The 20,757-nt window shown below is 40.2% G+C and carries 17 protein-coding genes and 8 pseudogenes; 13 read left to right on the top strand and 12 right to left on the bottom strand.

Going from position 1 to position 20,757, the window contains the following annotated elements:
- Nucleotides 1-119: 119 nt before the first annotated feature.
- Nucleotides 120-806, top strand: a pseudogene (locus tag ANSO36C_RS25410) (FAD-binding protein); the annotation flags it as partial.
- A gap of 131 nt (nucleotides 807-937) precedes the next feature.
- Here ANSO36C_RS25410 and ANSO36C_RS25415 read toward each other — a convergent pair.
- The 3 genes from ANSO36C_RS25415 to ANSO36C_RS25425 form a co-directional block, all read right to left on the bottom strand.
- Nucleotides 938-1,759, bottom strand: a complete 822-nt coding sequence (locus ANSO36C_RS25415) for an NADPH-dependent oxidoreductase (protein ID WP_251956798.1) — start codon at nucleotides 1,757-1,759, stop codon at nucleotides 938-940.
- A gap of 23 nt (nucleotides 1,760-1,782) precedes the next feature.
- Nucleotides 1,783-2,886 (bottom strand): sulfonate ABC transporter substrate-binding protein, encoded by a 1,104-nt coding sequence (locus ANSO36C_RS25420; RefSeq protein ID WP_251956800.1) that lies wholly within the window; start codon nucleotides 2,884-2,886, stop codon nucleotides 1,783-1,785.
- Between the two features lie 485 nt (nucleotides 2,887-3,371).
- The gene (locus tag ANSO36C_RS25425) at nucleotides 3,372-3,611 is read right to left on the bottom strand and encodes a hypothetical protein (protein WP_251960493.1); all 240 of its coding nucleotides are present in this window, start codon (nucleotides 3,609-3,611) and stop codon (nucleotides 3,372-3,374) included.
- 201 nt (nucleotides 3,612-3,812) lie between these two features.
- Between ANSO36C_RS25425 and ANSO36C_RS25430 the strand changes: the two genes are divergently transcribed.
- The 6 genes and pseudogenes from ANSO36C_RS25430 (at nucleotide 3,813) to ANSO36C_RS25455 (ending at nucleotide 9,002) form a co-directional block, all read left to right on the top strand.
- Nucleotides 3,813-4,760 (top strand): D-2-hydroxyacid dehydrogenase, encoded by a 948-nt coding sequence (locus ANSO36C_RS25430; RefSeq protein ID WP_251956802.1) that lies wholly within the window; start codon nucleotides 3,813-3,815, stop codon nucleotides 4,758-4,760.
- 274 nt (nucleotides 4,761-5,034) lie between these two features.
- Entirely contained in the window at nucleotides 5,035-5,496 is a 462-nt protein-coding gene (locus ANSO36C_RS25435) for a cupin domain-containing protein (RefSeq protein ID WP_251956803.1), read from the top strand.
- Between the two features lie 179 nt (nucleotides 5,497-5,675).
- Nucleotides 5,676-6,739 (top strand): annotated as a pseudogene (locus tag ANSO36C_RS25440) (ISAzo13 family transposase).
- Nucleotides 6,712-6,993: a hypothetical protein gene (locus ANSO36C_RS25445; RefSeq protein WP_251956805.1), complete on the top strand. Its 282-nt coding sequence runs from the start codon at nucleotides 6,712-6,714 to the stop codon at nucleotides 6,991-6,993. Before ANSO36C_RS25440 ends, ANSO36C_RS25445 begins: the two are co-directional and overlap by 28 nt.
- Nucleotides 6,994-7,125: 132 nt before the next feature.
- Entirely contained in the window at nucleotides 7,126-7,887 is a 762-nt protein-coding gene (locus ANSO36C_RS25450) for a class II aldolase/adducin family protein (protein ID WP_251956807.1), read from the top strand.
- A 347-nt stretch (nucleotides 7,888-8,234) separates the two neighbouring features.
- Complete coding sequence (locus ANSO36C_RS25455) at nucleotides 8,235-9,002, top strand: acyl-CoA dehydrogenase family protein (protein WP_251956809.1); 768 nt, start codon at nucleotides 8,235-8,237, stop codon at nucleotides 9,000-9,002.
- Here the strand turns inward: ANSO36C_RS25455 and ANSO36C_RS25460 are convergent.
- Nucleotides 8,999-9,739, bottom strand: a pseudogene (locus tag ANSO36C_RS25460) (IS630 family transposase); the annotation flags it as partial. The gene ANSO36C_RS25455 and the pseudogene ANSO36C_RS25460 sit on opposite strands and share 4 nt — an antisense overlap.
- Before the next feature lie 56 nt (nucleotides 9,740-9,795).
- A pseudogene (locus ANSO36C_RS25465) lies at nucleotides 9,796-10,065 on the bottom strand (TSUP family transporter); the annotation flags it as partial.
- A 347-nt stretch (nucleotides 10,066-10,412) separates the two neighbouring features.
- Between ANSO36C_RS25465 and ANSO36C_RS25470 the strand changes: the two are divergent.
- Nucleotides 10,413-11,195, top strand: a complete 783-nt coding sequence (locus ANSO36C_RS25470; protein ID WP_251956810.1) for a phosphatase PAP2 family protein — start codon at nucleotides 10,413-10,415, stop codon at nucleotides 11,193-11,195.
- 149 nt (nucleotides 11,196-11,344) lie between these two features.
- Complete coding sequence (locus ANSO36C_RS25475; RefSeq protein WP_251956812.1) at nucleotides 11,345-11,776, top strand: hypothetical protein; 432 nt, start codon at nucleotides 11,345-11,347, stop codon at nucleotides 11,774-11,776.
- A 57-nt stretch (nucleotides 11,777-11,833) separates the two neighbouring features.
- On the opposite strand, the pseudogene ANSO36C_RS25480 reads toward ANSO36C_RS25475, so the two are convergent.
- The 7 genes and pseudogenes from ANSO36C_RS25480 to ANSO36C_RS25510 form a co-directional block, all read right to left on the bottom strand.
- Nucleotides 11,834-12,637, bottom strand: a pseudogene (locus ANSO36C_RS25480) (prohibitin family protein).
- Between the two features lie 461 nt (nucleotides 12,638-13,098).
- Nucleotides 13,099-13,578 carry an ATP-binding protein gene (locus ANSO36C_RS25485; protein ID WP_251956813.1) on the bottom strand — a complete coding sequence of 160 codons (480 nt, stop codon included), beginning with the start codon at nucleotides 13,576-13,578 and terminating at the stop codon, nucleotides 13,099-13,101.
- 34 nt (nucleotides 13,579-13,612) lie between these two features.
- Complete coding sequence (locus ANSO36C_RS25490; RefSeq protein WP_323374504.1) at nucleotides 13,613-13,927, bottom strand: hypothetical protein; 315 nt, start codon at nucleotides 13,925-13,927, stop codon at nucleotides 13,613-13,615.
- 236 nt (nucleotides 13,928-14,163) lie between these two features.
- Nucleotides 14,164-14,445, bottom strand: coding sequence for a hypothetical protein (locus ANSO36C_RS25495; RefSeq protein ID WP_251956814.1), 282 nt, complete (start codon nucleotides 14,443-14,445; stop codon nucleotides 14,164-14,166).
- Nucleotides 14,446-14,481: 36 nt separating this feature from the next.
- Nucleotides 14,482-16,989, bottom strand: coding sequence for a DISARM system helicase DrmA (gene drmA / locus ANSO36C_RS25500; RefSeq protein WP_251956815.1), 2,508 nt, complete (start codon nucleotides 16,987-16,989; stop codon nucleotides 14,482-14,484).
- The gene (locus ANSO36C_RS25505) at nucleotides 16,980-17,186 is read right to left on the bottom strand and encodes a hypothetical protein (protein WP_251956816.1); all 207 of its coding nucleotides are present in this window, start codon (nucleotides 17,184-17,186) and stop codon (nucleotides 16,980-16,982) included. Before ANSO36C_RS25505 ends, drmA begins: the two co-directional genes overlap by 10 nt.
- 62 nt (nucleotides 17,187-17,248) lie before the next feature.
- On the bottom strand, nucleotides 17,249-17,950 hold the full coding sequence (locus tag ANSO36C_RS25510) for a UvrD-helicase domain-containing protein (protein WP_251956817.1): 702 nt from the start codon (nucleotides 17,948-17,950) through the stop codon (nucleotides 17,249-17,251).
- Nucleotides 17,951-18,132: 182 nt separating this feature from the next.
- Here ANSO36C_RS25510 and ANSO36C_RS34475 point away from each other — a divergent pair, with 182 nt between their 5' ends.
- The 4 genes and pseudogenes from ANSO36C_RS34475 to ANSO36C_RS25530 form a co-directional block, all read left to right on the top strand.
- Nucleotides 18,133-18,363, top strand: a complete 231-nt coding sequence (locus ANSO36C_RS34475) for a DUF4351 domain-containing protein (protein ID WP_323374505.1) — start codon at nucleotides 18,133-18,135, stop codon at nucleotides 18,361-18,363.
- A 177-nt stretch (nucleotides 18,364-18,540) separates the two neighbouring features.
- Nucleotides 18,541-19,197, top strand: a pseudogene (locus tag ANSO36C_RS25520) (transposase); the annotation flags it as partial.
- A gap of 78 nt (nucleotides 19,198-19,275) precedes the next feature.
- Nucleotides 19,276-20,187 (top strand): annotated as a pseudogene (locus ANSO36C_RS25525) (IS630 family transposase); the annotation flags it as partial.
- Nucleotides 20,188-20,419: 232 nt separating this feature from the next.
- A pseudogene (locus tag ANSO36C_RS25530) lies at nucleotides 20,420-20,737 on the top strand (transposase); the annotation flags it as partial.
- Nucleotides 20,738-20,757 lie beyond the last annotated feature (20 nt).

Below are 20,757 nucleotides of genomic sequence, written 5' to 3' on the forward strand. Positions count from 1 at the left end.
TCGTAATTCGTAATTTAGGAAGTCCCATCTTCCTCATCTCCCACCCTGCGGGTTCGCGCTAGCGTCTCTGCAAGAGAAGCTAAAGCTACATCTCCACCACTCCCCACTTCTAAAAGCTTATGGACATCAATACCCAACAGATAAAAACTGATGTACTTGTCATTGGTGGCGGTACAGCCGGGACAATGGCTGGAATTAAAGCCAAACAAGCGAATCCAGATGCAGAAGTGTTGATCTTAGAAAAGGCTAACATCCGACGGAGTGGTGCGATCGCAATGGGTATGGATGGCGTGAATACCGCAGTCATTCCCGGTCATTCTACCCCAGAACAATACGTGCGCGAAATCACCCTTGCTAACGATGGGATTGTAAACCAAAAAGCCGTTTATCAAACAGGCAAATTAGGTTACGAAGTCATCCAAGAATTAGAAAGCTGGGGTGTGAAATTTCAAAAAGATGCCCAAGGCAACTATGACTTAAAACAAGTGCATCGTGTGGGTAAATATGTCTTACCCATGCCAGAAGGAAAAGACCTCAAAACAATTCTCACTCGCCAAGTCAAACGCCACAAAGTCAAAGTTACAAATCGCGTCATGGCAACCCGTGTATTAGTCAAAGAAGGACGTGCTATTGGTGCAGTAGGATTTGATGTCAGAAATGGTGATTATATTGTCATTCAAGCTAAAGCAGTCATTTTATGTACAGGTGCTTGTGGCAGATTAGGATTACCCGCTTCTGGTTATCTCTACGGCACTTATGAAAATCCTACCAATGCCGGAGATGGCTATTCAATGGCTTATCATGCACTTACAACACAGATGGCTTGAATACAACCTCTGCTCTCCTTTGCGTGAGCCTCCGCGACCCTCTGCGTTTAAAAATTCTCCCCAATTCGTGGACTGGGTACTGATTTTTTCACTCAGCACCCAGTACCTTTTCATCGCAACTCAAAACCCAAATTTTTCAAAGCTTCCTGCAAGCGATCGCGTCCCGATAAAGATTCAGCAAACGCTACTCGTTTAGCTGAGTGTTCTGACCAATCGCCGGCAACATTCATCTGTTGGGAATTGTAGAATGCTTTCATGATTTGGTTATAAAGAGCAATTTCCTCATCTTGTTTCTCTAATTGATAAGTCTCCCGATGCAATACTGCTGCTTGGGGTAAACGCGGTTTAACTTCCACATTTACGGATGAATCTGCATAACCAACACACAAGCCAAAAACGGCAAAGACATGAGGCGGTAAATTTAAAACTTCTGCCACTTCTTCTGGACGGTTACGCAATGCACCAATATAAACTGTTCCCAAACCCAGAGATTCGGCAGCGACAACAGCATTTTGCGCTGCTAATGCTGCATCTATAGCCGCCATCAGAAACATTTCCAGATAATCTAAACCTTCATGGGGTAATCCTTGACTTTCAGCGACAGATGTTAATCTCGCCAAATCTGCTAACCACACCAGAAATAAAGGACACTGGCGAATATGCGCTTGGTTATTCGCCAACTGCGATAACTTCTCCTTACGTTGTGCATCTTCTACTGCAATTACACTCCACGTCTGGAGATTTGAGGAAGTCGATGCAGATTGGGCTGCTGCTACCAAAGTTTCTAGAGTATTTGATGGTAGCGGATCGCTCAAGTAAGCGCGAATTGAACGGTGGGACAGTAAATGAGATATTGTCTCATTCCAAGGAATATCTGCATTGAACGCGTCTACGCCATAACGACGATGGAATAACTCAGTAGGATTGGTCATAATTACGAACTACTAATTACGAATTATTTAACTTTGGGTGAAAAAGCTGCATATTGCCCAGGTGTAAGCATCGCTTCTTTGACGTTAATTTGTTTGGGAATCAATTTCAATTCATAGAATTTATCAGCAACTTGCTGCTGAAGAGTAATTAATTCTTGAGAGATTGGTGTGATGCCAAACTTTCTTCTGTTAGTAGTCTTTTTCATTGTTTCTAAATCAATGCCCAAAATGGGAGAGAGACTTGCAGCTACTTCATCTCGATGTTGATCAGACCATTGTTCAAAATTTTGGATTTCTTCTAGTAATGTCTTAATAATTTCTTGTTGTTGGCTAGCAAATTTTTGGCTGGCAAGGTAATATCCTCCCTGTTTATTAATTCCTGTGCCATCAATTAATACACGAGCATCGCCAGATTTCTCGGCTGCTGCGTAGAATGGGTCCCAAATTGACCAAGCATCAATACTACCTCTGACAAAAGCAGCCCGAGCATCCGCTGGTGGTAAATATATGGGTTGAATATCACTATATTTTAAACCATATTTTTCTAAAATTTGTACTAGCATATAATGGGCGCTAGAGCCTTTTTGCAAAGCAATCTTTTTCCCTTTGAGATCATTGACTGTTTTGATGGCAGAATTTTTGGAAACAAGAATTGCTGAACTAGCAGGACTTGGGGCGATTCCTGCGATATATGTGATTGCAGTACCTCCTGCTTGGGCAAAAATTGGTGGCGATTCTCCAGTATGTCCTAAGTCAATACTGCCAACATTCATAGCTTCTAAAAGCTGTGGCCCAGCCGGAAATTCAATCCATTCAACAGATACACCTTCAGGTTGTAATCGCTTTTCTAAAAGCCCTTTACTTTTTAGGAGAATTGCTGATTTTTGATAGCCAAATCTGACTACTGATGCTTTGGTTTGAGTGGAATTATTGGCAGATACAGTTGTAGTATTACTGGGATTATTTGCTGTACAAGCAGCAAATAGCAAGCTGAGGCATAAGCCAGTAATAAAAGTGCCAGTAATTTGTATAGGAACAATTGATAATAACCGGGTTTGACTAGCAAATCTAAAAATAACCCATTTTTGGCAATAGATTCTTATGCGCTTAAATAAAAAATTAAACATTAATCTTTACCTCCTTTGTTAGGGAAAATGCTAAGTTTATTCATTGCCAGGATTGTTAGACCAAGTAAGTGATGATAATTTGGCTAAATTTATATGTCTACTTAATTTACACTAAGTCGGTCAATTTACAGTATTTTATTTTTTATAACATAGTAGCATCCCATAAAAATTTTAGTAAATGAGTAGTTACAGCTATAAATTCAATCTCAAAATATAGTTGCTTGTGTTAACAAAATCTGGTATGTCAGCTTTTTAATACCAAATCGCAGTAAATTCGCAAAATTTCCGAATTTTACTAAAATTGCCACAGATTGACCTTTTTCGGCTCGATTCTCTGAAATAAAGCTTTTTGCAGATCGACAAGCTTTTACTATTTATTACAACTTAATTCAATCGGTTTTAACTTTTATTAAGATAGCTCTTGATTTTTTGGAAAAAGTGTGTAAAGCTCTTTTATGTATAAACTCCGGTAACTTGACCAATAATTAGTAGTAAATATTAAAGTGCGATCGCAGTTTGCGTAGCGTTCCGCAGCAAAGGTGGGGTGTAAGCCCATCGCCCCAACTTTGGCGCTCTGTTCGCACACAGTCATCATTGCAACTTAGTGCTTTTTTGAGCAAAGCACTAAGTTGCAATGTGTTGTACGGGGATGGATACCTTTTTGCAGTTGAGGTGGGTGCGAGAACGTCATGGATGGAATTTTTAAATCTAGGCGATCGTCGCACCTGCTTTTTTACTTATCAACAAAGGTGTAAATATAAGCAGAAGCAATAGAGACATCGCATCTTCCTAATTTCCTATCTCCAATTCAAAAGGTAAAATGACATATCTGCATTATTTTTTGTCCGAATAATATCTGCAACCAAGTGCCCAGATGCACCCCTTAAAACTTACCGACAAAGCGACTGTTAAGGGAGTTATCAGCTTTGAAAATTATTCTACCAACAGACGTAGCCACGGAACTTGAAGCTCATCTACCTGATGACATAGTAGTTGTGCGTGTTGACAGCGAAGGCAACTTAGATGGCGATGCTACAGATGCTGAGGTTTACTTTAGCTGGTTTTTCTTGAAACCAACAACATTGCATCGAGTCTTAGAATCTGCGCCGCAATTGCGTTGGCATCATGCGCCAAATGCGGGTGTAAATCACATCATTACACCTAAATATATAGAACGCAACCTCATTTTGACTAACGGCGCGGGAGTTCACGCGATTCCCATTGCCGAATTCGTCATTGCCTATATGCTTTCCTATGCCAAACAACTATCCAAATTACACCAACAACAGACTCAACACCGTTGGCAAAAAGGTCTGCCAATTCAAGAATTGCTAGATAAAACCTTATTAATTATCGGTGCAGGGGGAATTGGGCAAGAAATTGCTTCCCGTGCTAAAGCTTTTGGGATGCGGATTTTTGGAAGTCGTCGTCACCCGCAACCACTACCTAACTTTGACAAAGTAGTGGGTGCAGATGAATGGAAAGCACTCTTGGGCGAAGCTGACTATGTTGTAATTGCCACACCTTTGACTTGGGATACTAAAGGCATGATCGATGCTGAGGTACTGCGCTTGATGCGTAAGAGTGCTTATTTAATTAATATTGCTCGTGGTGCAATTGTAGATGAATTTGCACTGGTTAAAGCCTTAGAAGATGGTGAAATTGCCGGAGCTGCAATAGATACTGTGTTTACAGAACCATTACCAGCAGAAAGTCCATTGTGGTCTTTGCCTAATGTTTTTATTACACCCCACTGTTCTGGTAATTCTCCCAGAGTTAAGGAGCGATCGCTAGCTCTGTTCCTAGATAATTTCACACGTTATCACCAAGGACAACCTCTGCGTAACATCGTAGATCAAACAGTAGGTTATTAATTCATTTGGACTACTCTGATGATTCCTCTCTCACAGTCCAGATCACAACAAATCAGTAGCCTCTTAGTGACAACACTTCTGATTCGCGGTTTTGACCCTGTGGAAGATGCGTAGACGCGTTGGCGTAGCCTCTCGTAGAGAAGCGGCTTGTCGTCAGACATCGCCTACGGTCGAGATGTGATTCCGTTGGTAAAAAAAGAGGTGCAGCGAAGAGAACAACAAACAGTCACTGTTGCCTAGATTGAAAGAAGAGAAATCTAAAATCCAAAATCTTATGCCTCACACAACTGCTCTCGAACCTCTAGAAACAGACCAATGGTTTGTTGATAGTCCTGAATTCTCTGAGTTTGTAGCTACTGCCAAAGAAATTATTGCTACCACAAATCATAATCGCATAAAAACCCTCGATATCCTTGAACCCTATTTTGCCGCCCTACTCCAGAAACGGGATTGGCTACCAGAACATTTTGCTCAACCAAATCTTGAAGGTGGTTTGGGTGGTGGTATCGGACAATGGTTGCTGTATCGTTCTCAAGAGTTAACTATTTTTAGTTTAGTGATTCCTCCTAATTCCATCACTCCTATTCACGACCATTTATCTTGGGGACTTGTTGGGTTGTATCAAGGCAAACAAGAAGAAACTGTGTACCGTCGCTTAGATAAGGGTCAATTAGAAGGATTTGGGGACTTGCAAGAAAATAAAATACCAGCCATTCTAGAAGAGAAGAAGCGGTGAACTGTCCGCGCCTAGTTTAAATATCTAGAATGGGAATCCCTCAATTCATGCTCACCGACACCATCAAATCGACCTTTAAAGATGCAGCACAGAAACTGACTAGCAATCGCAAACGAGATTTCATGGCAAAAGTTACCGAAGATTACTTCGATAGTTCAGCACGCATTGCAGAAACCGTTATGGGATGGAATCGCCAGAGTGTGCAACTCGGCTTGCATGAAAGGCGGACGGGGATAGTCTGTGTAGAGAATTATCAGGCAAGGGGACGACACAATAGTATTGAGGTATTGCCCAACTTAGAAGCAGATATTCGTTCATTGGTGGATGCTCAAGCTCAAGCCGACCCTAAATTTCAATCGACCTTTCTGTATGCCCGCATTAGTGCCAGAGCAGTAAGAGAAGCATTAGTAAGTGTTCATGGCTATAACGAGAGCGAATTGCCATCTCGTCAAACTTGTGGAGAAATTCTCAATCGCTTAGGGTATCGCCTAAAAAAACACAAAAAACGAAACCCTTGAAAAAGATTCCGCAAACTGATGCCATTTTCGAGAATGTGTTCCGGGAGAATCAGGCATCAGATGAAAACCCCAAATCGTTGCGAGTGTCTATAGATACTAAAGCTAAGGTGAAGATTGGCAACCTTTCTAGAGGCGGTAAAGCTCGGACAATGGAGGCGAAAGCTGCTGATGACCACGATACACAGTGGTCATCAGTCTTAGTTCCCTTTGGCATTCTCAATACACATAATGACCAGCTATCGATTTACTTGGGTCAGTCGGCGGAAACCAGTGATTTTATCGTCGATTGTTTAACCGCTTGGTGGCATGAGAATCAACACAATTACCTGGAACTTGATGAGTGGGTGATTGATCTTGATGGCGGTGCCGCTACTCGCAGTAACCGCACACAATTTATCAAACGCATGGTTGAGTTGTCTTGTGCAATTAATTTAAAAATTCGACTGATTTATTATCCCCCTTACCATAGCAAGTACAATCCAATAGAGCGGTGTTGGGCTGCCTTGGAGAACTATTGGAATGGTGCGATTTTAGATTCTGTTGCCGCCGCAGCACAATGGGCCGCCAATATGACTTGGAAAGGAATTGCTCCCATTGTACATCTGGTTCAAACCACATATCACAAAGGAATCAAGGTTCTCTCGCAAGAGTTAGAACAATACCAACCCCAATGGCAGCGTTCTGAAACATTACCCAAATGGGATATTACTATTGTCCCTGTTTAGCTGGTACTTTATTTTCTTGCAAGTCCCTTGCTCAGTTAGAAATTGTTGGTGCGTATCAAGTAAAACGTGGTGATATTTACCGTTTGTTGCCTCCTGATGGAGATATTCACTCTGTGAAAGCCACTACGGTATTTGCGCCAGCCATCTCAATTCATGTTATGGGAAATGATACTGGCAGCATTTTGAGAAATAAGTATAATCCAGAACAACAAAGTATTCAGTCTTTTCGCTCTGGGTACTCCAATGCGCCTTAACAAAAATCGGCGTGAATCCCTTCTCTTCAAGGGATGAGAAGAATAGCCGCCCGCCGATTTGGTCATTAGTCATTTGTCCTTAGTCATTGCTACTAATGACCAAGACTATTACGAATTACGAATTAATAAAATATGCCAAAATTCGACAGACCTCAACCGCCAGTCTTTGAACGAGTCGAAGATGAACGCCTTTACCGTAAACAACACTTAGCTGCGGCTTTTCGCTTATTTGGCCGTTTTGGCTTCAGTGAAGGAATAGCAGGACATATTACAGCCCGTGACCCAGAATTTACTGACCATTTTTGGGTTAACCCCTTGGGGAAATACTTCGGTCATATCCGTGTTTCTGACCTCATTTTGGTGGATAGTCATGGGGAAGTTGTTAAAGGGAACGCGCCTGTGAATCGGGCAGCTTTTGCGATTCATTCCCAGATTCATGAGGCGCGTCCTGATATAGTGGCGGCGGCTCACGCTCATTCTCTTTATGGTAAATCTTGGTCAAGTCTGGGTCGTCTACTTGATCCTTTAACTCAAGATGCTTGTATCTTTTATCAAGACCATGCCCTATTTGATGACTACAAAGGTGTTGTCTTAGATACTTCTGAGGGGAAAAGAATTGCTGAAGCTTTGGGGGATAAGAAAGCTGTGATCCTGAAAAATCATGGATTTTTAACTGCGGGGTCAACAGTCGATGCAGCTGCTTGGTGGTATATCTCCTTTGAACGTTCATCTCAAGCGCAACTTTTAGCAGAAGCAGCAGGTAAACCTGTTCCTATTGACGATGAAATTGCGACGTTAACACACAGTCAGGTGGGAACTGATTCTAGGGGTTGGTTTAGCTTTCAGCCACTCTATGAAAGGATTATCGAGGAAGAACCAGATTTGCTGAACTAATTTTCTCTGTCGATTATAAAAAACTTAAACATGGTGGGAATCTCATCTCAAGGAATGGTCGAAGAGTTACCCCGATAACATCAAAGTTGAGGAAGCGATCGTTTACCAGGATGCCATAGAAGGACAACAACAGCGTCCTCCAGGATTACTTCCTGTTTCTGATAAAGCGATAAGCCTGACGGCATAGCTAGCGCTTACCGCATCTCAACAACAGGTTGCTGATACTTTTTTCCAAGCGGGTGTAATTCCTTCACAAGTTGATGTCAAACAACTATGGGACAGTAGTTTTAATGAAGATATCGCCAAATGCAATTAGCACTGTCTCCAGTAGGTAGGAATTGAGCAAAATGTCACAATCACCTGTTTTAGAAGCTAATACAGCAGTATCTGTTGATTTGTTTAAGCTTGCCGAGTCGCTGGCGGCTGATTTTGCCACTCGTGCAGCCATCCACGATCGCGACAGTTCTTTCCCTTTTGAGAATTTTCAGGCTCTCCACCAAGCACAACTGTTAAGTCTCACAGTTCCCAGAGAATTTGGTGGACAAGATGCAGGGTACTCTACCGTCTGTCAAGTAATTGAAAAGATAGCCAGTGGTGATGCTTCTACAGCTTTGGTGTTGACCATGCACTACTTACAACATAGTAATGCAGCCCGGACTCGTCGTTGGCATCCCGCAGTTTATGAGCGGCTGTGTCGGGAGTCAGTTACAGGTATTGCTTTACTCAATGCTGCCCGTGTGGAACCAGAATTAGGTACACCCGCTAGAGGTGGATTACCAGCCACAATTGCCAAACAAACAGATAGTGGCTGGCTGATAACTGGTCACAAGCAATACACTACGGGCAGTCCGATCTTAAGTTATTTCGTCGTTTGGGCGCAGACAGATGAAGAGGAACCACGAGTAGGTAGTTTTCTTGTCTCGCGTGACCTTTCTGGTGTGAGGATTATCGAAACTTGGGATCATTTAGGGATGCGAGCTACTGGTAGCCACGACCTAATTTTAGAAGATGTCTTGATTCCTCAAGAATACGCTTTAGATGTGCATCCTCTGAACACTTTTTTAGCACCAGACCCTCTAAAATTAGCAGGTGGTAGTTTGTGGTTGAGTGCATAGAAAATATTTCCCTCACCTTTTTTAATAAAAAAACATACCCGCTTTCGATCTCCCTCTCGAATTCCTCCCATCACATTTACCCGGCCACGCCGTCGTTGTCCTGTAAGATTTTTGCGTTTTCCCCGCTTACCCCAATTCTTCCGACGTATTACCCGTAAACTGAAACCGCTCTCGTCCCAAAACCACACCTGCATCCGCTCTGGCTGCTCTCTTGCTATTGCCAAATATTGGGCAAGTTTATCTTGGAATTCTGCTCTAATTAGAGGATCTTGTTTATCTTCTAAATCATACTTAGCCCAAATATAACTATACTTTTTTCGCTTTAATATCCTCCTAACTTGAGAACTACTTAAATCAATTCCTGTTTGTTCTGTTAAATATGTTGCTAATCTTTCTGCTGTCCATCGACCAAATTCATAACCAAAATCTGATGGTTCTATATCAACTGTTTTTAATAACAGTTCAATATATTCAGGCGTGGCTTTTCGGTTATGCTCATACTCTCGTTTATTATGTAAACTTTCTAGGTTATCTGGATCTCCATGCATACACCAATATGCAACAGTTCTGGGGGAACAACCTAGAAATCTAGAAATTTCTTGTTGTGTTCTGCCATCGTTTTGGAGCAGAATAATTAAAATTCTTTCCCTTACGTGCGGTAGTTCGCTCTCCTTAAGAGCCTGCTGTAACTGAGTAACTTGTTCTAAAATTAAAAAGTTTTTGGCTGGTGGTGGCATACTTTTTTCAATCGGCTCTGCATTTATATATTATGCAGCTTAAATGCTGATTAGCTTATCCCTACTCCCAACAAAGAACCAGGAACACTCCCCAAAGCCAGCCATTTAACTACTTCTCTATCGAGGGTTTCTTGCTGCCAATGTTTGATGCTACCAACGACTTTCATTAACGTCGCTGCCACTACATCAGAACTTATTGCTACAGCAGGTGGTACTTGAAAAATAAAAATCAACATTGGAGTGATGAGAGAAGCACCACCAATTCCTGTCAGACCAACAATAATACCAACTAGAAAGCTGAAGAGAGGCAATAATAAAAAATCCATACTCCTGTCCTTAACCGGGGTTTTGCAAATGCGTCTTGGTTTAACTGAAACTAAAAGACTGGTTGTAACGCTGGTGTGCAGAACGTTTCATGTAACTGCAAGTTTTGAATGGCTGCTGAAAAAATCTCATCAAATACTAAATACTGACCGACTTACCGTATTTTAAAATCAAAAATAGTAAAAGTCTATGTTTTTGCAAAGTGATGCAAAACTAATGTATAAATAAACACAAGAAAATAAATAATTTTTTCTAAAAACGATTAATAACAAAGATTTTGATTTCAGTAAGAAGAATATAGTAGTATTTCAAAAAACTACATTAATAACAAGCTTCTGCCGTACTTAATATGCCAGAGTTAGAAAAAGTCAACAATGAAAATCAACAAACGCCAAAGTTGCGATCGCCTATCGGGTTTGTGCAAAAGTTGTTAATTACCTATTGGCGTTCTCTGTTGCTGCTGTTCGTGGGGATATATTTACCACTGCAAATTTTTGGGCTGCTGGCGTTAGAGGTGCGATACAACGAGGGTGGTTTCCCTTGGGATTTACCGATTCTGGTGACTGTTCACTCTCTAGCACAGCCACAGTTAGATGTATTCGCCACAATTGTGACAAAATTGGGTTCTTTTCGGACTGTGTTACCTGTTCTGAGTGCGATCGCACTTATTTTACTAGTGCAACGTCGCTGGCGATCGCTCACGTATTTACTGATTACTGCTGCTGGTAGTGCTACGATCAACCGCACAGCCAAAGAATTTTGGCATAGAGTACGTCCTGATTTGTGGACTTCAGTTGCTCCAGAGTTTGATTATTCATTCCCCAGTGGTCATGCTATGACGAGTATGACGTTGATTACTCTTTTGGTAGTTTTAACTTGGGGTAGTATTTGGTGCTGGTTAACGGTGATTTTGGGTAGTGTGTATCTCTTGGCCATTGGCTGGACACGCCTATATTTGGGAGTACACTTTCCCAGTGACATTATTGCAGGTTGGATGGTAGCGATCGCTTGGGCAATTGGCGTGAGTTTTATTATTCGACCATTATCACAGTCAGCAAATATTACCAGTGAAAAACTAGTGAGTGAAACGAAGTTACTTCCTGAAGAACAGGAATTACTCACTAAAGAATAAAAATTTTCAGATGTGCATATAGAGTTTATTAATACAAAAGCTTTACGTATAGTTAACCAAGTTTTGGGATTTCAACTTCTATTTAGCTCTAGACTTTTTGGAATTTTCATTATAAAGTACGGTTAATTGATCAAATTACTGTACAAGTTATGAATGAAATCGAAAAGAGTGGTCAAGAGTTGTTATCACAAAGTCCAGAAAATTTACCCAAACCTTTATTGCAGAAGCTCAGAGGTGGATTTTTCTTAATGATTGGATATTTATTATCACCATTATGCTGGTGGAATGATCTAGTATTCAATTTACCAATTGCTTATTTTTTCGGTTATGTTTGTAGTCTTTTTGCTCCTAAATTACTTATGCCTTGCGTTATAATTGGTTACTGGTTATCTAATATTATTGGTATTCTGTTGATGCAAGCAGGTGCAATTGATGTATTACAAAAACAAACTCAAGAGCATAACGTCAAAAAAGAACTATTGACAGGTTTAGTTTCTTCAACTGCCTATACCTTTTTGATTCTGGCATTAATCCACTTTAAAATTCTCGATACTCCTAGCTTTTTTTCGGTAGTTGATTAAATTTTTAGTTGGAATACTCTTACAGAAATAAAAACCGATTGCTACATCATAGTCAAATTATTTTAATTTTAAAATATCATTTATATTTAAAAGTTTAGGAGCATCCTTAGTCATAATCAAAGGTAATCTACCATCCCATTTTTCTATTGCCTGCCTTTCTAAAATCTCATTAGTCAAACTATCATGCAATAATCTGTTTATTTCTGCTTCTCCCTTAGCCAAATTAACCTTAGCTTCTGCTTCTTTAGTAGCTTTTATTGCGATAAAATTTGCTCGTTTGGCATCTTGTTTTGCAATTTGCTTGGACTAAACTGCTTCACTGAATTTATCCGAAAAATTGACATTAACCAATGAAATATCATCAACTGCAATATGGTATTCATGCAATCTTGCTATTAATGTATTGTCAATTCCAGATTTTACTTCTCCTCGTTTAGTAACTATTTCTTCTGCGGTATACCTTGCTATAACTGCTTTTAAAACTTCTTCTACCGCAGGATTTATGATTTTATCAACTAGGTCTTTTTCATCACCAATTTCTTGAAACATTATATTGGTTTCTTCAGGAATAACGTGCCAGTTTAATGCTATATCTGTAAAAATATCTTGCAAATCTTTAGAATAAGCTTCAGCAGATATTTCTTGTTTTTGAACTCTCACACTGATTTTTTTGACTGTATTTAAAATGGGAATTATTATATGTATTCCTTCGCTTAATACTGTTTCTTGTACCTCTCCAAACTGCATTAATACCCCACGTTCTCCGGCATTGACAACCATAAAAGGTGTCAGTAAAATTGTAATTAAAAATAAAAGTGCAGTTATTTTACCAGCACTATTTGTGAATTTAATTTGTTTCATATTTACCAAGACAATGGCTGTATTCGGTGATTTATTAATGATTATTAATCATACTACATTAAATCGATAAAGATAGTCAGATGTATAAAATTTTTATATGAGTATGTCATATTATTCAAGTGTAAACACTGACGATTACTTGTAATCGTCAGTAGATTTTGTAGTGTATACTCACTCAAAGACTCAGGGCAAACGCATGTGTGACTCGTTCCTAAGCCAATACATAACTTAGGGTGAGAACGCCAAGGAACATGAATGCCACAAACAATGTTATTGGCACCATGCAGTAACTTACACCCAGCACACACTTGCAAATAACAAGAACTAAATTCTTCGCTATTAACTGCATTAACAATTTCATCCTCAATAGTGATAGCAAGAGTCGAACTTGCTTTATTGCTTAAACCAACATTCCACCCGGAGCGGATATCACCAAAAAACGATATCTATAAGCTACATATCTACTGTCCAAAAGTCCAAGTATTAGTTTCGTTCAATTCCAAATTTTCAAAATAGTTAGCAAAACCTGGAAAGTGAAAATATTCTAGCGGCATCCGAGATATTAATAGTAAAGAAAAATTTTCTAGTTGAGCTAATTGTTGTAATCGAAATAAGTCGCCGATAAAACTATCGCTAACAAAGTGCAATCTATCAAAATTATCTATCACCAGCAGCCTATTATAACCATCAGATAAGTTGCTTATGATATTTTGCCAATCCTGCTGGTAGTAAAAGCTGAAGCTAATAGGAATAACGTTGAATAGATGATCCACACTAAAAGGATATTCAAGATTGAGGTAAACAGACTCTAAGTTAATATCCTTGAGTAAACAGTTTTTAACAGTAAGAGTCTTACCAATATTTGGCTTGCCCCATAGGTTAATATTCTTGCCTGCATTTACCTGATCGATTAACTGACGGTAGTCTTTATAACGTAACATTATTGTTATCCTTTAAATCCAATATCTTCATAAGTTAAATTGACACTAAATATGTAATTTTTTGACTATGCTTTTCTAAGCTATTTCGGGAAAATTGGTTAGATACAATAAAATTATCTAACAGAAAATCAGGTGATTGTGAAAGTCTCAACAGCACACCGTCATCACCACTACTGCGATGATAATAATGAACTACAGGCGATTGGATAACTGTCAAGTTATCGTTACGAATTGCTCGTCCTGTAACCAGACCATCCATAATAAACTTGGCGGCAGCAGCTACGTTATCGCTATCTCGTGCAAAATTTTTGAGATACCAATGAAATTCAATCCAAACTGTACTATCCAAACAAAATTCACATTCTTTAACAAATTCACCAATTACAGCAATTTTCGATCAAACCCACTACAAAATGAATCCTAAAACAAAGCCCAGTATTGCTTTCAGTACTTTTATCTGTGGCACGTTTGATTGCAATTTGCTGTAAGTTTGTCCAGTACTTCTTAAGTCCAGCGCTGGCTTGCCAACCTGACCGTGCCTGGTTAATAATCTCGTTCATACTAGGAGGTAAAGGCATCGTTAATTCAAATATCATCTTCTTTAAAGCTATTTAAAAAATCCTCAACAACATTTCTAAATTTCTTGTATGACCTACCATCTTGACGGGATAAATTGAATACCGCTTTGACAATTTCATCAAGTTGATAGCCTTTTTGATGCAAATTAAAAATTGAGTTTCTTGCTTCCTCGTCAAGCTGTACCTTAAAGTTAAAACTGCCCTCAAAATCAGTTTTGGACTGTTTAGTTTTAGTAATAGCAGTAGTTTTAGATTTACCTATGTCCTTACTATTGCGCTCGCCGTACAAACTAGCGGCAAATTCATCAAAGTCTAACCCAGACTGTCAAGCTGTGTAGGGGTCGTTTTGATTTTTAGCTTCTAGAAGTAATTGCTGGAAGTATTCAGGGTCTTCATCGTCAGCTACATAAAGCGCCTGGAGTCGCAGCACTTCAGTTGTTTTATACAAGAAATCTCCGTATCCCAGCAAGTAAACCGCACGCTTGTCTTTATCGTCTCCAAGGATAATACAACTGTCTTCAGGGCGAGTCGTAACAAAGGCCGTCTTGGCTGGAAAGTTTGAGCGAATCAACGGATCAATCACGTTCTTATCAGGTCGCTGGGTGTACAACAGTACATGAATCCCTGCACCACCCGCTTTTGCAAGCAACTTCATCAGCGCAGTCTCAATGCGATCGCAAACTACGGGAATATCTGTAGAATCCTTAAGGGATGTAAGTTCCTCCAAGTTAATCCGCAGACGTTTTGCTAGTCCCCGACTATCCATTTTCGCAAGGCGGATGCGAATGTCATCATCTACCAAGCGTCGCATCCCCCCTAATTCCCGCATCGAGTTGAAGTAACCGACCAACGTCATCCAGGGGTCAGCACGATTTCCGTATTGTTTGTTTTCATACAAATCTTGAGAAGCAGCAAGAATAGCAACATAAACTCGAATTAATGCAGCTTTTAGCCGTCGCCCTGTGGCACAAATACCGACATAGCGCCGTCCTGGATTAGTCTCATTTGGTTCTCGCTGGCGTGAGAAGAAATTATCCTCCACATCCAAGCCCTGGGGTGGAAAAACCTGTACTTTCCGCAGAAATAGGTTATGCATCTGAGTTTCTGCTTGACGTATTGTTGCAGTAGAGGCTATGACTTTGGGGCGAACCTTTTTACCATCGACTTCCCAAGAGGAGAGTTGGTCTACTGCGGTTTCATAAAGTCCTACTAATGTACCGAGGGGGCCGCTAATCAAGTGCAACTCATCTTGGATGATTAAGTCAGGTGGGCGTAGGGGGTTGCTGTGAATTGTTTTAGCACCGGGTAAATACGCAGTTTTTTTATGTGAATTAGTATCTTCAATATCTGATGTCCGAAAACCATGCCGTTCACAGTAACCATCTACTTGCCCAAATAGCATTTGAATTTCCCCTTTCCAAGGCATTTGGGCAAATTTATCTACGGTAGCAATCAACAGCGTGGGTAAACGACGGTAGATTTCTTCATCAACTACAAGGATGGGTAAACCTTCAGTTGAAGATTGTTTTTTACTAAACAGACAACGCCCCAAAGAGTCGCCGCAGTAAATTAGAGTACGGGCGCGACCTTTACTAAAAGATTCGACTTCAATGTTTTTACCTGGGTCGATTTTAGAACCACACCACGGGCAATTTGTGAGTTGGTGAGGGGAACCGCTAGCACTTTGCTGATACTGTCCTCGTGCTTGTTTGCAAAATTCTTCGCTTTGGTCGGTGTGGTTCGGGGTAGTGCGCTGACCTACCCACAACCCGATACGGAATGGTTCTTTCCCCCATTTAGCCGGGTTGTCTCGACGGATAGATTCGCAAGCACAAATTAAGGTAGTGGCGCGTTGAAATTGTTGTAGCGTAAGCAGGCGTAGGGTGTAGCGCATGAGGACTGCAACGCCATATTCTCCAGAACGTCCCGCAATTACCCCTTGTAACCTCCGCAAGCCGATGGTGTAGGCGGTTAATCCCAGGTAAGCTTCGGTTTTACCACCACCAGTAGGGAACCAAAGTAAGTCTGCAACAGCATCGGTTTCGTGACTCCGATCGCAATGGTGTAAGTCGGTTATGCGGGGTAAATTCAGCAAGATAAACGCTAATTGAAAGGGAAACCAGGTAGGATTAGGGATTTTGTCTAATTCTGGCGCTTTGCCTTGGCGTGCTTCTTCTGAGTAAATAGAACGAAGACGCTGCAAGTGCATGGCTTGATTCATAAATCGGAAAGCTTCGGCTGCTTCCGGGTTAGTTTGCAGCAGTGTTAAACCTGACTGAATGCGTTGAAGAGTGCGATCGCAATTTTTAATTGCATCCTCGGCTACATCTTGGTAATCTGTCAATCCTTCATTAGGATTAGAAATCCGTTGTGCTTGTTGTTGAATCCAGACTGTGTAAGCTGTTACCAGGGGATTTAGCCTACTTATAAAATCTGCGGTTGGAGTTTGCGCCAGTTCTTTCATATCCAAAACCAATCCCTTCAATTCAGGAATTTCATCTGCTTGAGGTGGAGAGGTTTTGGGAACTTCGTAGACAGGTACAACGTTGGTAGATAGTTTAACAGCACATTCTGTAGTATTTTGTGCTGTTTGGGCGTGAACGCTTACCCCATGACCAATGGCGAACTCTACCTGTTTGCGATAAAGCATTGCCATCGCTTTTTCTTCAGCATAAATTACTGGGTCAAGCTTACCAGCCTGACGCGGTTTATGTCGCTTGAGAAAAATATCAGGATGTTGAAAATCTGCTGATTGTACGCTTAATTCTGGTTGAAATAACCACGCTTCATCACGTAATTTGGCGGGTTCTTTTTGTCCATTAATTAAAAACAAGCTAACAATCCAATCCCCGTTACTTTGTTGGCGAATTTTGCCTTACTTTTGCAAAATCGTACCAGTAATTCTGCTTCATCCCCTGGATTATTTACGGCACGGATAGCCGGTGGTGGGCCATTGTGGATATAGTCTCTAGTTTGGAGAACGGGAAATTTCTCCGATTCCCAATTCTCTATTCCCCATTTCCTCATCATCTAAAATCGAATTTGCCAAGTAAGATATTGCAGCTTCGTTAATTTCGCGGGTGGTGCGGTGATTAACGCGCAGTACTCCTGTGCGTCCGACAAATTTCAAGTCTTGGCTCTAGAGAATCAATTGCGTAGATTAGCGCCTGCTTGATGGTTTTTCGCAGGACATCACCAGAAGCAATATTGGGTTTTCCGGTACTTTGGGAAATGACTGACGCAATTATTGCATCAGCAGTTTTGACATTAACATACTGTATATCTTCGCCTAACAGACTTGCTAAAAGTTGTTGAGAAAACGCAACCAGTGCATTTGTATAGGTTGTAAATAGGATTTTAGGTTTTTCGATTCCGTTGGCTTGGAGGATTTCTACCAAAGCACGAACACGGTAAAGTGCAACGGTACTTTTTCCCGTTCCGGGGCCACCTTTTAGCAGTGTAGGGACAGAAGCGTTGATTGCCCAACTGACGAACTTTTCTTGTTCAGGATTGAGTTTGAGTAAAAATCCCAGCAACTCACCTTCAGTGAAGCGCAATAAATCATCAGTGCTACCCGTAACAAAGCTGGGTTGGTTAAGAACTTGGTCAAAATTGGGTTCAGCGATACAATCAAAAATGCGATCGCACCACTTCCCTGGTAAGTTGACCGCCATTAAATCATCTAATGTCCGACACGCGGTTAATGTTGCCCAATATTCTTCTGGTAGTCGCAACCTATGAAGCAAATCTTCGGTAATTTCCACGGGTAGCGGGCTTTCTAGATAATCCTGCATTATTACCGTTAGCACCTTTAACACAGACAGATTCACCCCGAAAGTTATTATCGCAGGTTGCCCAGAGTGTTGCTAGAATTTCAGATAGGGGAACTCGGCAGAATATCGCCGCTTACACAGAAATATTAGCAGGTTTGAAGTTTGAGAAGGATTTAATTCAGCAATTTTTAGGAGAGGAAATTATGCAAGAATCTGTAATTTATCAGGATATTTTGCAGAAGGGGAAACAACAAGAAGCGGTTTCATTTTGTTTGCGGTTACTCAATCAACGTTTTGGGAAGCTTAATTCATTCATAATTGAGAGAGTTCAAGTTTTATCTGTTGAGAAACTCGAAGCTTTAGGTGCTGCATTGTTCAACATTTCAGAAGTATCTGATTTAATTACTTGGTTAGATCAGCAGGAAAGTAATTAGTTTTAAGTTTTGATAAACTATAAAGCCGGAGGTAAAAACTCCGGTCTTTTATATAGTGATTGTCAAAAGTGTTGAATGTTAAGAAAAATCCGATAAAAATAGCCCAAAATATGTTAAATTTTGGGCAGAAGATTAAAGTATATCTATTTGATAGTGATTATAAATTAATTTCCCAAAATTGTCAAAGGTATCTTGAGAGGACTGCCAAAAAACGATTATCCAGTATTGAACAGTCGTCTGTTCTTTGAGTGCTGGTTATCCTATACTATGGATAACAGCTTAACAAGTATGCGAGATTTGTTTAACAGGTTAAACAAGACAGGATATGAGGTAGATATTTCTACTTTTTCTAAAGCAAATTTACATCGAAGCCAAAAACCCTTTCAAGAAATTTACCAAAAATTAAATGAATTAGTACAGAACAAAGTTCAAAAAAAGTTACACGATAAATATGCGATTTGTCCAATAGATTCAACAATTATTACTCTGACCAGTAAATTGTTATGGGTGTTAGGACACCATCAAGTAAAACTTTTCAGCTCTCTAAATCTAGCTACTGGAAGTCCCTCAGATAATTTCATAAATTTTGGACATGCTCATGATTATAAATTTGGTTCTAAAATGATGTCTAGTCTCCCAATAAATGCTGTTGGGGTAATGGATAGGGGCTTTGCTGGATTAAAATTTATTCAAGAATTAGTGCAAGAAAACAAATATTTTGTCTTGCGGATAAAAAATAATTGGAAACTAGAGTTTGAGGACTCAACTGGATTGGTTAAAGTTGGTGCATCTGATGAGGCTATTGCCTATAGAGTAATTAATTTTTGTGATTTAAGTAGGTAGGCACGAAAAAACCAAACTATGTAAAGATAAGTAAATACGGAGAATGCATCTACCGAGGTGACTTAATATATGGGCGCTCGTTTAAGGATATTCTTGACTCGTGAGCAAGACAGAACCCTGTTACAGCTAAGAACTGCGGAAGTACCACAGAAAGTAAAAGATCGAGCAGAAATAATTAGGCTAAATGCACATGGCTGGTATGTAGAAAAAATAGCTGCTCACTTTAATTTGACTCTACAAACGGTAAGAGAGGTTTTACACAACTGGAAAAGCAAAGGTCTAGAAGGACTTTGGGAACTACCGGGTCGAGGAGGAAAGTCAAAATGGCAAGAAGAGGACATCATATTTTTGGAAGAATGCCTGAAAAAAGAACCGCGTACATACAATAGTCTTCAACTCGCACAAAAATTAGAACGCGTAGGCGTAGCCCGCCGCAGGCATCGCTCAATTAAACTGAGTCCCGACAGATTAAGACGGGTACTCAAAAAAAGGGGGTCAATTGGAAGCGAGCAAGGAAGAGTCACAAAGGCAAGCAAAACCCGATAGCACGAGCAAACAAACTCTTCAGTCCTAGATATGTTGGAATTATCTGCTGCGGCTGGAGAAATAGACCTAAAGTATCTAGATGAATCAGGGTTTTGTGTATGGAGCGAACCAGGTTACACCTATTACTTCAAAGGTGAGCAAAAACGCTTAGAGCAAACTAAGCATCGTGGACGGAGATTAAGTATTATCGGCTTTCTTCAACCTTTAATCAGCTTTGTTTACGGTCTGGTTATTGGTGGGATTAGTCGTAAATCGTACATCGAAATGATGGAGATTGAAGCGACTGAAGCTCAAAAAACTGGACGCACTAGGGTAATTGTGCAGGATAACGGATCGATACACCGATGTCTTGAAGTGCAAAAGTTATGGTCAAAGTGGGAAAACATGGGTTTGTACATCTTTTTCTTGCCCGCATACTGCTCCGAGATGAACCCAATTGAATTGGAGTGGCAGCACCTTAAAAAAGACGAACTATGTGGGCAAATATTTGATGACGAGTTAGACCTCGCTTACGCCGTGATGGATGGCGTTAAAGCTAGGGGAGAAAAAGGCAACTACAGTACACAACGTATTAAATTTGACTCTAATTCCTCTGGTTAAATTTTCGTTACATAGTTATAAATTTTCCCGCCCACCTACTTAGAGGCGAAAACCGAGTAACCCTAAAGTTACTAATTTACCAGCGTTAGGAGAAGCTGCCGTTAGTGATGATGAAATTAGGAATATTTATCGATTACGTTGGGGAGTCGAATTATTGTGGAAGTTTTTAAAGATGCACTTAAAACTTGACAAATTAATTACTAAGAACGTCAATGGTATCACTATACAAATTTACATTAGTTTAATAGCTTATCTAATTTTACAGATATTATCTATCCCACAACAATGGGGGCATACGCTATTAGATAAATTCCGCTATTTACAATCTTATATGTGTCAGGAAATCAGTTATGTTCATTGGTTTGAGGAGATAATGTTATGTTGACTATTTTAGGCTTAAGAGAG

The sequence above is a fragment of the Nostoc cf. commune SO-36 genome (genome assembly GCF_023734775.1).
In the GTDB taxonomy this organism is placed as follows: domain Bacteria; phylum Cyanobacteriota; class Cyanobacteriia; order Cyanobacteriales; family Nostocaceae; genus Nostoc; species Nostoc commune_A.